Genomic DNA, 12,764 nt, shown 5'->3' with positions numbered 1-12,764 from the left:
GGATTTTTTTATCGCCTTACTGCTAATTACTCTCAGTGTTACTACCCAATTGCCAGGTTAAGGCCTGATTTTTCGACTATGCTTTTTCCTCAAGTCTCTGAAAAGGGCCGCAAAAGGATGAGGAGCACAGCATGATAATCTCAAAGTTTGGGGTAGGGTCGTTGGCATTGTTAGCCGCGATAAGTATGCCCTTGCAGGCCGCGTCGCCCGTTACGGTTGGGTCAAAAATTGATACCGAAGGGGCGCTGCTCGGTAACATTATTTTGCAAGTGCTCGAAAGCCATGGTGTGAAAACCGTCAATAAAGTGCAACTGGGGACTACGCCAGTGGTGCGTGGCGCGATTACATCCGGCGAGCTGGATATCTACCCGGAATATACCGGCAATGGCGCCTTCTTCTTTAAAGATGAGAATGATCCGGCGTGGAAAAATGCGCAGGCTGGTTTCGACAAAGTGAAAAAGCTGGACGCAGAGAAAAATAAACTGGTCTGGCTAACGCCTGCGCCCGCCAACAATACCTGGACCATTGCGGTCCGCCAGGATGTCGCCGAAAAGAATAAACTGGTTTCGCTTGCAGACTTAGGGCGCTACCTCAAGGAGGGGGGCACTTTCAAACTGGCCGCCTCTGCGGAGTTTATCGAACGTGCGGACGCGCTGCCCGCGTTTGAAAAAGCCTATGATTTTAAACTGAATCAGAATCAGCTTTTATCACTGGCCGGGGGGGATACCGCCGTGACGATTAAAGCCGCAGCGCAGCAAACCTCCGGCGTCAATGCCGCGATGGCCTACGGCACCGATGGTCCGGTCGCCGCGCTGGGGCTGCAAACGTTAAGCGATCCGCAAGGCGTTCAGCCGATTTATGCGCCTGCGCCAGTGGTACGTGAGTCGGTACTCAAGGCCTATCCGCAAATGGAAGAATGGCTGCAGCCTGTTTTTGCCAGTCTGGATGAAAAAACGCTCCAGCAGCTTAACGCCAGTATTGCTGTAGAGGGGCTGGATGCAAAAAAAGTTGCAGCAGATTATCTGAAGCAAAAAGGATGGGTTAAGTAACGGAATTTACGGCGGGTGGGTGTTTTGTCCAATATCTCGGTTAATCGGGTGCTGTTGCTGCTGGTTCTTCTTACCTTCGCAGCAGCTGCGCTTCCTTTCATTAGCTATGCTCCCAATCGCCTGGTTTCCGGCGAAGGTCGTCAACTCTGGGATATCAGGCCCGACATGGCGTGGGGACTGGCGGTGGCCTGTCTGCTACTGTTTCTTCTGTGCTTTGTGTCGGGCAAACCCGGCAATATATTGACGCTTGTTATCAGCCAGCTGTTGGTGATTGCGGCGCTGGTAACCGCAGGTACAACGGCAACGTATCTGGCGCAGACGGGCAGTACGTTGGCCAGAACCAGTCTTGGCTCCGGGTTCTGGCTGGGTCTCGGATTCATGCTGCTGGCTGCCAGTGACGCCATTCGGCGCATCACCCGTCAGATGTTGTGGCGATGGGTGCTGCATGCGCAACTTTTTGTTATGCCGATAGTGTTATTACTGTCCGGCACGTTTAACGATCTTTCCCTGCTGAAAGAGTATGCCAACCGCCAGGATGTCTTTAACGACGCACTGGCGCAGCATCTGACTATTCTGTTTGGCACCGTGATACCCGCGCTATTCCTTGGTGTGCCGCTGGGCGTTTGGTGCTCTTTTTCTGACTCGCGTCAGGGACCCGTTTTCGCCGTACTGAACATTATCCAGACTATTCCCTCGGTGGCCTTGTTTGGCCTGTTGATTGCGCCGCTCGCTGGGCTGGTTAAGCATTTTCCCTGGTTAAGCTCACTCGGCGTTGCGGGAACCGGCATGACACCCGCGCTTATTGCGTTGGTACTGTACGCGCTCTTACCGTTGGTACGTGGCGTGGTGGCTGGACTGAATCAGGTTCCACAGGATGTACTGGAAAGCGCCCGGGCGATGGGGATGAGCGCGCGTCAACGGTTTATCTCGGTGCAGTTGCCGCTGGCGCTGCCTGTCTTCTTGCGCAGTTTGCGGGTGGTGATGATCCAGACAGTAGGGATGGCGGTGATTGCCGCACTGATCGGTGCCGGGGGCTTTGGCGCGCTGGTCTTTCAGGGATTGCTCAGTAGCGCCGTTGATTTAGTGCTGCTGGGCGTGATCCCGGTAGTTGTGCTGGCAGTGTTGATTGATGCGCTGTTTGATTTAGGGCTAGCGCTGCTGAAGGGAACGAATAATGATTGAATTTAGTCATGTCAGTAAAACCTACGGTCAGCAAAAAGCCGTCGACGACCTTAATCTGCATTTGGCGGAGGGGAGCTTTTCGGTGCTGATTGGCACGTCGGGTTCCGGGAAATCCACCACACTGAAGATGATCAACCGACTGGTCGAGCATGACCGCGGGCAGATTCTTTTTGCGGGCGAGGAGATTCGCAGTCTGCCGGTACTGGAGTTAAGGCGGCGTATGGGGTACGCGATCCAGTCTATCGGTTTGTTCCCGCACTGGACCGTCGCGCAGAACATCGCCACCGTGCCGCAATTACAAAAGTGGTCGCGTTCGCGTATTGATGATCGCACAGATGAACTTATGGCGCTGTTGGGGCTGGAGGCGAGTTTGCGTCACCGTTATCCGCATCAGCTTTCCGGTGGGCAACAGCAGCGGGTCGGGGTTGCACGCGCGCTGGCGGCAGATCCGCAGGTGTTACTGATGGATGAGCCTTTTGGCGCGCTGGATCCCGTCACCCGCGGTGCGCTGCAGCAGGAGATGACCCGTATTCATCGTCTTCTGGGGCGTACCATTGTATTGGTGACGCATGATATCGACGAGGCGCTGAGGCTGGCGGAACATCTGGTCCTGATGGACGCGGGTAAGGTCGTGCAGCAAGGGACGCCGTTGTCGATGCTGACGGCGCCAGCGAACGATTTCGTACAAACGTTCTTTGGCCGCAGCGAACTGGGCGTACGGTTACTGTCGCTGCGTACGGTGGGGGATTTTATCCGTCGCGGCGAACATTCAGACGGTGAGCCGCTGGTGGCTGAAATGACGCTGCGTGATGCGCTGTCGATGTTTGTGGCGCGGGGATGCGATGTACTGCCGGTTGTGACGCCGCAGGGCGTGTCCTGCGGTACGCTTCACTTTCGCGATCTGCTTTCGGAGATGCCGCCCCGTGAAACGTCTTGCTGATCCACTGCTGTGGCTGGTTGTCCTGTTCCTGATCCTGTTGGTCGGGTTACCGCACAGTCAGGCCCTGTTTAGTTCGTTGTTTCCAGAGTTGCCGCGTCCCGTGTATCAGCAGGAAAGTTTTACGACGCTGGCGCTGAGTCATTTTGCGCTGGTGGGAATATCGAGTCTTATCGCTGTACTCATCGGCACCGGCGCCGGAATTGCGGTAACCCGGCCCTGGGGGGCAGAGTTCAGGCCGATGGTGGAAACTATCGCCGCCGTGGGGCAGACTTTTCCCCCGGTCGCGGTGCTGGCGATTGCCGTGCCGGTGATGGGATTTGGTCTTGAGCCGGCGGTTATCGCGCTGATCCTGTATGGCGTGTTACCGATCCTACAGGCAACCCTGGCGGGGCTGGGAGGCATCTCTGTCAGCGTGATGGATATCGCCAGCGGGATGGGGATGAGTCGCTGGCAGCGCCTGCGTAAAGTGGAGTTGCCGCTGGCGGCACCGGTTATTCTGGCGGGGATCCGCACATCGGTGATCATTAATATCGGCACCGCAACGATAGCCTCAACCGTCGGGGCGAATACGCTGGGCACGCCGATAATTATCGGACTTAGCGGATTCAATACCGCCTATGTGATTCAGGGGGCGTTGCTGGTCGCGTTGGCGGCAGTGATTATCGATCGCGGATTTGAGCGATTAGCGAGCTACCTTACCCGGCACGTAAAATGAAGGTGTAGCCTGCCAGCATGACGCCGCCGATACCGCCGATAGCCATCAGCAGGAAGAGGGTTATTACACCGATTTTAGCTGCGCTCATTGTGCACTCCTTATGTGAATCTAAGGATTGTACACGGTTGTTAATAGAATATTAAATACCGAGTGGATAAATATCGTGACCCAACGCGCGCCATTCACTCAACTGTTGCTGCTGAGCGGGCGTTTGGTTCTCGCCGCACCAGACAAGTAAGGTTCGACCCTCAAACATTTCCGGTCGTAGTTGGTTCAGTGAGTGGGCCAGAACGTCAACGCGCCATCCCTGCTGACTGGCAACCCAACCCTCCAGCCACAAACGGGTGGTATCGTGAATGTTCCAGCCGACAACCAGCGCATCTTTACCCTGTTTCTTGCGCGCTGAGGCCAGACAAATCGCGATATAGTTGATGAGGACGCCGTCGAGGATCCCGAGTAACGCCTGGAGGATCGGCTGCTGGCATTGCAGACGGCGGCGTAACGGGGTGAACAAATGGGTGTTGAGCGTTTGCGCGGGATAATCCTGGCCACGCTCTTTGATCCACATTCTCAGACTATGCAAATTATTGCTTTGCAAATAGCTTAGTAGCGTCTCTTGCTGTTCACGCCAGCCGTTATGCACATCAATGTTCTCATTGCTGAGCAACATTTTCACCTTACTGACCTGAACGCCGTTGTTTATCCAGCGTTTTATCTCTCGGATCCGGTCAATATCCGCGTCGTTAAACAGGCGATGACCGCCGTCTGTCCTCTGCGGTTTGAGTAATCCGTAACGCCTCTGCCACGCGCGTAAAGTGACAGGGTTGATATCACAAAGCAAAGCCACTTCACCGATTGTGTAAAGCGCCATCGTCGTCTCACTCTTGCTCGCGAGGTCCCAGTTTTACTTTAGACGCTCTTTTACGAACCAGGTAGTTTTGTCTGTTTTTTGATCAATGAAGGGGTGAGTTTGTCGTCCTACTCGCGCTTTCGAGTGATCGTTCTCACAAATTCCTGTTTTTTTGCAACACTTCAAAGAAAGTTACGCGCAGCCCATGTATGTTACGCGCTTTTAAGTGATGTGTGGTTGGCGCGTATGTACGAGTTTAATCTGGTGTTGCTGCTGCTTCAGCAGATGTGCGTGTTTCTCGTTATCGCGTGGCTAATGAGCAAAACGCGTTTGTTTATCCCGCTGATGCAGGTCACTATCCGTCTCCCGCACAAACTGCTTTGCTATGTCACCTTTTCCATTTTCTGCATATTGGGCACCTATTTCGGGCTGCACATTGATGACTCTATTGCTAACACGCGTGCCATCGGCGCGGTGATGGGCGGGCTGCTTGGCGGTCCCGTAGTCGGTGGTTTAGTCGGTCTGACCGGTGGCTTACACCGTTATTCAATGGGCGGTATGACGGCGCTAAGCTGCATGATTTCGACCATTGTGGAAGGTTTACTCGGCGGGCTGGTGCACAGCGTGCTCACTCGTCGCGGCCGTACCGATAAAGTCTTCAGCCCGTTGACGGCGGGCGCGATTACCTTTGTGGCCGAACTGGTGCAGATGCTGATTATCTTATTAATTGCTCGTCCCTTTGATGATGCGTTTCGGTTGGTCAGCAATATTGCCGCCCCGATGATGGTCACCAATACCGTGGGCGCAGCCCTGTTTATGCGTATATTGCTCGATAAACGGGCGATGTTTGAAAAATACACCTCCGCTTTTTCCGCTACTGCGCTCAAAGTTGCCGCCTCTACGGAAGGTATTTTGCGTCAGGGGTTCAACGAGGTTAACAGCATGAAGGTGGCTCAGGTGCTGTACGAAGAGCTGGATATCGGCGCGGTGGCGATTACCGATCGTGAGAAGCTGCTGGCATTTACCGGCATTGGTGACGATCACCACCTGCCTGGTAAACCGATTTCGTCGTCGTACACTCTACGGGCAATAGAAACCGGAGAGGTGGTGTATGCCGACGGGAATGAAGTCCCTTACCGTTGCTCTTTGCATCCGCAATGCAAATTAGGCTCGACGCTGGTGATTCCGCTGCGGGGTGAAAATCAGCGGGTGATGGGGACCATCAAACTGTATGAGGCTAAAAACCGCCTCTTTAGCTCGATCAACCGCACGTTGGGGGAGGGGATCGCTCAGCTACTTTCGGCGCAAATACTGGCCGGACAGTACGAGCGGCAAAAAGCAATGCTTACGCAGTCAGAAATAAAACTCCTGCATGCCCAGGTGAATCCTCATTTTCTGTTCAATGCGCTCAATACCATCAAAGCCGTGATCCGCCGCGATAGCGAGCAGGCCAGTCAACTGGTGCAGTACCTGTCGACCTTCTTTCGCAAAAACTTAAAACGCCCGTCGGAGATTGTCACACTGGCCGATGAAATTGAGCACGTGAACGCCTATTTGCAAATTGAAAAGGCACGATTCCAGTCACGGCTACAGGTGACTTTAACGGTGCCTGATGAACTTTCGCATCAGCAATTACCGGCTTTTACCCTGCAGCCCATCGTGGAAAATGCCATTAAGCACGGTACCTCTCAGCTACTGGATACCGGAGAGGTGTCGATTACCGCCCGTCGCGAAGGGCAGTATCTGATGCTGGATATTGAAGATAATGCCGGGCTGTATCAGCCAACGTCTGAGGCCAGCGGGTTAGGTATGAATCTGGTCGATAAGCGACTACGCGAGCGGTTTGGCGATGATTTTGGCATCAGCGTAGCGTGTGAACCTGACCGCTTTACCCGAATTACTTTACGACTTCCTCTGGAGGAACAGGCATGATCAAAGTGCTGATTGTCGATGACGAACCGTTAGCGCGGGAGAATCTGCGGATCCTGTTGCAGGAGCAAAGCGACATCGAGATTATCGGGGAGTGTTCGAATGCGGTGGAAGCCATCGGCGCGGTACATAAACTGCACCCGGATGTCCTGTTTCTCGATATTCAGATGCCGCGTATCAGCGGCCTGGAAATGGTCGGGATGCTTGATCCCGAACATCGTCCATACATTGTTTTCCTGACCGCGTTTGATGAGTATGCGGTCAAAGCCTTTGAAGAACACGCGTTTGATTATCTGCTCAAGCCGATTGAAGAAGCGCGGTTGGAAAAAACGCTGAGCCGTTTACGTCAGGAACGCACGAAGCAGGATGTATCGCTACTGCCCGAGCATCAGCAGCCGCTGAAGTTTATTCCGTGCAGCGGTCATAGCCGTATTTATTTGCTGCAAATGGATGATGTGGCGTTTATCAGCAGCCGTATGAGCGGCGTGTATGTCACCAGTAGCGATGGCAAAGAGGGGTTCACAGAGTTAACGCTCAGAACGCTGGAAAGCCGTACGCCACTCCTGCGCTGCCACCGCCAATATCTGGTGAACCTGGCGCAATTGCAGGAAATCCGACTGGAAGATAACGGCCAGGCCGAGCTGATTTTGCGTAACGGGCTGACCGTTCCGGTGAGTCGTCGTTATCTTAAAAGTCTAAAAGAGGCGATTGGACTGTAAAACTGATACACTGCGCGCCATTGCATCACCGACTGTTGAAGGCTCTATGCTAAGTAACGATATTCTTCGTAGCCTGCGCTACACCCTGAAAGCGAACAATAACGACATGGTGCGTATTCTTGCGCTTGCTGACATGGAATCCACCTCCGCGGGTTTTGATACCTGGATGACAAAAGAAGATGAAGACGGGTTTGTGCGTTGCCCGGATATCATTCTTTCCGGTTTTTTAAACGGTCTGATTTATCATCTGCGTGGGAAAGATGAATCAGCGCCGGAGCTGGCGCTTGAGCGTCGTGTTAATAACAATACGGTGCTGAAAAAGCTGCGTATCGCCTTTTCGCTGAAAACCGATGATATTCTGGCCATTATGACCGAGCAGAAATTTCGCGTGTCGATGCCGGAAATTACCGCCATGATGCGCGCGCCGGATCATAAAAACTATCGCGAATGCGGCGATCAGTTCCTGCGTTATTTCCTGCGCGGTTTGACCGCACGCGTACATAGCACGAAAGCATAACGAGAAAAACGGGCGACCACGATTAAAATCGGGTCGCCGACGGTTTACTTCACTTCTTTAAAACCCGCCGATTCCATTACCGTTTGCATTTGCTTCATGCTGATGTTTTTATCGGTATTCTCAGACAGCTTCATCCCGGAAATTGCCTGCAATGCTTTTACATCGACTTTTTCCATATTGATAGTGACGTTTTCCTGCGCATAGGTGTCTGAATAGGTGAGCTTTTCTTCTATGCCAGGGATGTTTTGATATTTAGCGCTTAAGGCGTCAAATACTTTTGCTGCTTCTTCTTTATTGCTGGCGCCGACCGACGCATAGCTGATTTTACTTTCAGAGATTTGTTTCAGAACCTTATCGCCCTTATAGGTGTAAGAGACGGTAATATCCGAGCCGTTTAGGTTGGCATTAAATGTTTTTGTCTCTTCTGTATCACCACACCCCGTCAGGGAAAAAATGACAACCGACGCTACGGCAAGAGAAACTAATTTTTGAAACGCTGTCATGTAAAACTCCATTTCATGAATATCGGATGCAAAATAATAGAGCCTATGAATTTGATGGGCCCGTACGACCTTAATAGCAAAGCAGTATAGAATAAATCTAATCGCGATGGCTGAGCAGTCCGAAAATGGAGTGAAGTGACGCGTTTGAGATTAGGGGAATAGCTACTGCAAAAAAAAGCGCTGCCATTGCAGCGCTTGATAGGTCTTACTTCACCTGTTGGCCTGGTTTTGCGCCTTCATCCGGACTTAACAGGAAGATATCTTTCCCGCCAGGACCCGCCGCCATCACCATACCTTCGGAAATACCGAAGCGCATTTTACGCGGAGCCAGGTTGGCTACCATAATGGTCTGACGTCCAATCAGAACCTGCGGATCCGGATAAGCAGAACGAATACCGGAGAAGACGTTACGCTTTTCGCCACCGAGATCCAGCGTCAGACGCAGCAGCTTGTCAGAACCGTCTACAAACTCAGCGTTTTCAATCAACGCTACGCGCAGGTCAACTTTGGCGAAATCGTCAAAGGTGATGGTTTCCTGAATCGGATCGTCCGCCAGCGGGCCGGTGACCGGTGCGGCTGCGGCTTTCACCTCTTCTTTAGACGCTTCAACCAGCGCTTCAACTTGTTTCATGTCGATGCGATTGTAGAGCGCTTTAAAGGTGTTGACCTTGTGGCCGAGCAGCGGTTGCTCGATAGCATCCCAGCTTAGTTCGCTGTTCAGGAAAGCTTCAACACGCTCAGCCAGCGTCGGCAGTACCGGTTTCAGGTAAGTCATCAGCACGCGGAACAGGTTGATGCCCATTGAGCAAATTGCCTGCAGGTCCGCGTCGCGACCTTCCTGTTTAGCCACAACCCACGGAGCCTGTTCGTCAACGTAGCGGTTTGCCACATCGGCCAGCGCCATGATCTCACGGATAGCTTTACCGAATTCACGGCTTTCCCACGCTTCGCCAATGACCGCAGCGGCATCGGTAAAGGTTTTATACAGTGCCGGATCGGCCAGTTCTGCCGCCAGCACGCCGTCAAAACGCTTGGCGATAAAACCAGCGTTACGGGAGGCCAGGTTAACCACCTTGTTGACGATATCGGCGTTAACGCGCTGGACAAAGTCTTCCAGGTTCAGGTCGATGTCATCAATACGTGAAGAGAGCTTCGCGGTGTAGTAGTAGCGCAGGCTGTCGGCGTCAAAGTGCTTCAGCCAGGTGCTGGCCTTAATAAAGGTGCCGCGAGATTTGGACATCTTCGCGCCGTTCACCGTCACATAACCGTGTACGAACAGGTTGGTCGGCTTACGGAAGTTGCTGCCTTCCAGCATGGCAGGCCAGAACAGGCTATGGAAGTAGACGATATCTTTACCGATGAAGTGATATAGCTCGGCGGTAGAGTCTTTCTTCCAGTATTCGTCAAAGCTAGTGGTGTCGCCGCGCTTATCGCACAGGTTTTTGAACGATCCCATATAGCCAATCGGCGCATCCAGCCAGACGTAGAAGTACTTGCCAGGCGCATTCGGGATTTCAAAACCGAAGTACGGTGAGTCGCGGGAAATATCCCACTGCTGCAGGCCGGCTTCAAACCATTCCTGCATTTTGTTGGCGACCTGCTCCTGCAACGCGCCGCTGCGCGTCCATGCCTGCAGCATTTCGCTGAATGACGGCAGGTCAAAGAAGAAGTGTTCTGAGTCACGCATCACCGGCGTTGCGCCGGAAACGACGGATTTCGGCTCGATAAGTTCGGTCGGGCTGTAGGTTGCGCCACAGACTTCACAGTTATCGCCGTATTGATCCGCAGACTTACATTTCGGGCAGGTGCCTTTAACGAAACGGTCAGGCAGGAACATGCCTTTTTCCGGATCGTAAAGCTGGGAGATAGTGCGGTTTTTAATAAAACCGTTCTCCTTCAGGCGCGTGTAAATCAGCTCAGACAGCTCGCGGTTCTCTTCGCTATGCGTAGAGTGGTAGTTGTCATAGCTGATGTCAAAACCCGCAAAATCAGTCTGATGCTCCTGACTCATTTCACCGATCATCTGCTCTGGCGTGATCCCAAGCTGCTGTGCTTTCAGCATGATTGGCGTACCGTGGGCGTCGTCCGCGCAGATGAAGTTTACCTGGTGGCCGCGCATTCGCTGGTAACGGACCCAGACATCAGCCTGGATGTGCTCCAGCATATGGCCGAGGTGGATAGAGCCGTTGGCGTACGGCAGCGCGCACGTTACCAGAATTTTCTTCGCGACTTGAGTCATAGTGGGCAATTACTTCTTTTGTAGTGAAAAGGGCTTTGATAGTACCAAAATGGTAATTACTGCGCCAAGCGATAAGGGCATTTATCCGTAAATGAATAATTGTTGCGGTTGGAGTAAACTACCTGGTGACTATTGTATTTTCAGAACAACAAAAAGGAGTCGGGATGAACGCACAATCCCAGGCCAAATCACCAGAAACCCTGCGCGCGATGGTCGCCGGGACGCTGGCGAATTTTCAGCATTCAACCCTGAAGCATAATCTGACGACGCTTAAAGCGTTGCACCACGTCGCCTGGATGGATGACACGTTGCACGTCGAGCTGGTCATGCCCTTCGTCTGGCATAGCGCGTTTGAAGCATTAAAAGAGCAATGCAGTGCCGATCTGTTGCGTATTACCGGCGCGAAAGCGATTGACTGGAAGTTGTCACATAACATCGCCACCCTGAAACGTGTGAAAAATCAGCCGGGTATTAATGGTGTGAAAAGCATCATTGCCGTCAGTTCCGGCAAAGGCGGGGTGGGTAAATCTTCCACTGCGGTGAACCTGGCGTTGGCGCTGGCCGCGGAAGGGGCAAAGGTGGGCATTCTGGACGCCGATATTTATGGCCCGTCCATCCCGACGATGCTCGGCGCGGAAAACCAGCGTCCCACTTCACCGGACGGCACACATATGGCGCCGATCATGTCTCACGGTCTGGCGACCAACTCCATTGGCTATCTGGTCACCGACGATAACGCTATGGTGTGGCGCGGGCCGATGGCCAGTAAAGCGCTATTGCAGATGCTGCAGGAAACCTTATGGCCAGATCTTGATTATCTGGTACTGGATATGCCGCCAGGCACCGGTGACATCCAACTGACGCTGGCGCAGAACATTCCGGTAACTGGGGCGGTTGTAGTGACCACGCCGCAGGATATTGCGCTGATCGATGCGAAAAAAGGCATTGTGATGTTCGAAAAAGTCGAAGTGCCGGTGTTGGGTATTGTTGAGAATATGAGTATGCATATTTGCAGCAACTGCGGGCATCATGAGCCAATCTTTGGCACCGGCGGCGCACAGAAACTGGCCGAGCAGTACCACACCCAACTGTTGGGACAAATGCCGCTGCATATTTCTCTGCGTGAAGACCTCGATCGCGGTACGCCGACGGTTATCAGCCGTCCAGACAGCGAATTTACCGCCATTTACCGTGACCTTGCAGGGCGCGTGGCAGCGCAGCTGTACTGGCAGGGTGAAGTTATTCCTGGCGAAATTGCCTTCCGCGCGGTGTAATTTCTGGCGTTAAATATTATTCACCGTATCAATGATATATTGATGCGGTGAATATATAAGATGAAGAAAAAATAGAGCATTGTTTACCCTGTCTTAATAAAATATGTTTTTTTCTGAATTATATCCTTTATTCATCATTTAAATTGATCATGCCTATCCTATTGATTTAGTATTTCAATTGGTTTTCGCGTGGTAGCGCACTTATTATTACGCTAAATAACTACCCTGCATGTTAAATCGGGCTTAATACAGGAATGACATTTAGATGAAAAAAACTTTGTCGCTGGGAATTATAGTTCTGGCTTATGGATTAAATCTTCCCGCGTTGGGAACAGATACCGCAACCTTAACTATTAGCGGCAACGTTGTCGCGCCGACCTGCAGTACCGAAGTGGTAAATGCTCAGCTTCAACAGCGCTGCGGCAACTCCACCCACGTTTCGAGTACCGAACAAACTGTTTCATCGGTGGTGAGGGGAGTAACAACGGAACTGGTCGCTGTTCCGGGCAGCGATAATCGTCAAATTATCCTCAACCGCTACGACTAGGATACTCTCTTTCATATAGCCCACATCACTCTCATGAATGATGTGGGCTTTTTTATTTATCTTGAAAATAAATATGAATGGTAAATTACGTTAACTTATTAATTGTGTAAATAAGATTGGTTCCTGACTATTTGTTGTAATTATATTGCATTGAGTAACTTGTCTTAAATCAAAAAAACATTCCGTTTACATTGCGGTAACGATTTAAGTGTGTAGATTCTAATTACAGGAATAACACCACGTAACAAATCTAAATATGTTGATTAAGGAAGATACTATGAAACGTTCAATTATTGCTGC

The 12,764-nt window shown here is 52.0% G+C and carries 13 protein-coding genes; 9 read left to right on the top strand and 4 right to left on the bottom strand.

The window, feature by feature from the left end; genetic code table 11:
• The first annotated feature begins 131 nt into the window (after positions 1-131).
• The 4 genes from osmF to JSN25_RS19580 are packed head-to-tail and all read left to right on the top strand — an operon-like array spanning position 132 to position 3,886.
• Entirely contained in the window at positions 132-1,049 is a 918-nt protein-coding gene (osmF, locus tag JSN25_RS19595) for a glycine betaine ABC transporter substrate-binding protein OsmF (RefSeq protein ID WP_069323457.1), read from the top strand.
• A gap of 15 nt (positions 1,050-1,064) precedes the next feature.
• On the top strand, positions 1,065-2,231 hold the full coding sequence (locus JSN25_RS19590; protein ID WP_069323458.1) for an ABC transporter permease: 1,167 nt from the start codon (positions 1,065-1,067) through the stop codon (positions 2,229-2,231).
• On the top strand, positions 2,224-3,171 hold the full coding sequence (locus tag JSN25_RS19585; protein ID WP_121529279.1) for an ABC transporter ATP-binding protein: 948 nt from the start codon (positions 2,224-2,226) through the stop codon (positions 3,169-3,171). Before JSN25_RS19590 ends, JSN25_RS19585 begins: the two co-directional genes overlap by 8 nt.
• Positions 3,155-3,886, top strand: a complete 732-nt coding sequence (locus tag JSN25_RS19580; protein ID WP_204525270.1) for an ABC transporter permease — start codon at positions 3,155-3,157, stop codon at positions 3,884-3,886. Before JSN25_RS19585 ends, JSN25_RS19580 begins: the two co-directional genes overlap by 17 nt.
• Here JSN25_RS19580 and JSN25_RS19575 read toward each other — a convergent pair.
• Together JSN25_RS19575 and mlrA are read right to left on the bottom strand one after the other, a co-directional pair.
• Positions 3,867-3,974, bottom strand: coding sequence for a protein YohO (locus JSN25_RS19575; RefSeq protein ID WP_003027354.1), 108 nt, complete (start codon positions 3,972-3,974; stop codon positions 3,867-3,869). The two genes, JSN25_RS19580 and JSN25_RS19575, sit on opposite strands and share 20 nt — an antisense overlap.
• A gap of 51 nt (positions 3,975-4,025) precedes the next feature.
• Positions 4,026-4,757 (bottom strand): HTH-type transcriptional regulator MlrA, encoded by a 732-nt coding sequence (mlrA, locus tag JSN25_RS19570; RefSeq protein ID WP_042307362.1) that lies wholly within the window; start codon positions 4,755-4,757, stop codon positions 4,026-4,028.
• A 225-nt stretch (positions 4,758-4,982) separates the two neighbouring features.
• Between mlrA and JSN25_RS19565 the strand changes: the two genes are divergently transcribed.
• Genes JSN25_RS19565 through JSN25_RS19555 form a run of 3 tightly spaced genes read left to right on the top strand, consistent with a single transcriptional unit; the run spans position 4,983 to position 7,901 of the window.
• A complete protein-coding gene (locus tag JSN25_RS19565; protein ID WP_038641939.1) occupies positions 4,983-6,668 on the top strand; it encodes a sensor histidine kinase in 1,686 nt (561 codons plus the stop codon).
• Positions 6,665-7,384, top strand: coding sequence for a two-component system response regulator BtsR (btsR, locus tag JSN25_RS19560; protein WP_038641937.1), 720 nt, complete (start codon positions 6,665-6,667; stop codon positions 7,382-7,384). The genes JSN25_RS19565 and btsR overlap by 4 nt, the downstream gene beginning before the upstream one ends.
• Positions 7,385-7,430: 46 nt before the next feature.
• Entirely contained in the window at positions 7,431-7,901 is a 471-nt protein-coding gene (locus tag JSN25_RS19555) for a YehS family protein (RefSeq protein ID WP_087856170.1), read from the top strand.
• A 44-nt stretch (positions 7,902-7,945) separates the two neighbouring features.
• On the opposite strand, the gene JSN25_RS19550 is transcribed toward JSN25_RS19555, so the two are convergent.
• A complete protein-coding gene (locus tag JSN25_RS19550) occupies positions 7,946-8,404 on the bottom strand; it encodes a YehR family lipoprotein (RefSeq protein ID WP_204525269.1) in 459 nt (152 codons plus the stop codon).
• A 205-nt stretch (positions 8,405-8,609) separates the two neighbouring features.
• On the bottom strand, positions 8,610-10,643 hold the full coding sequence (gene metG / locus JSN25_RS19545; protein ID WP_038641933.1) for a methionine--tRNA ligase: 2,034 nt from the start codon (positions 10,641-10,643) through the stop codon (positions 8,610-8,612).
• Between the two features lie 164 nt (positions 10,644-10,807).
• Between metG and apbC the strand changes: the two genes are divergently transcribed.
• Both apbC and JSN25_RS19535 read left to right on the top strand, forming a co-directional pair.
• Positions 10,808-11,917 carry an iron-sulfur cluster carrier protein ApbC gene (gene apbC, locus JSN25_RS19540; protein WP_204525268.1) on the top strand — a complete coding sequence of 370 codons (1,110 nt, stop codon included), beginning with the start codon at positions 10,808-10,810 and terminating at the stop codon, positions 11,915-11,917.
• Between the two features lie 265 nt (positions 11,918-12,182).
• The gene (locus tag JSN25_RS19535) at positions 12,183-12,464 is read left to right on the top strand and encodes a DUF2574 family protein (RefSeq protein ID WP_204525267.1); all 282 of its coding nucleotides are present in this window, start codon (positions 12,183-12,185) and stop codon (positions 12,462-12,464) included.
• Positions 12,465-12,764 lie beyond the last annotated feature (300 nt).

Origin of the sequence: Citrobacter cronae, assembly GCF_016893685.1 — a bacterium.
Taxonomy (GTDB): Bacteria; Pseudomonadota; Gammaproteobacteria; order Enterobacterales; family Enterobacteriaceae; genus Citrobacter; species Citrobacter werkmanii.
This window is presented reverse-complemented; position numbering and strand designations above follow the sequence as displayed.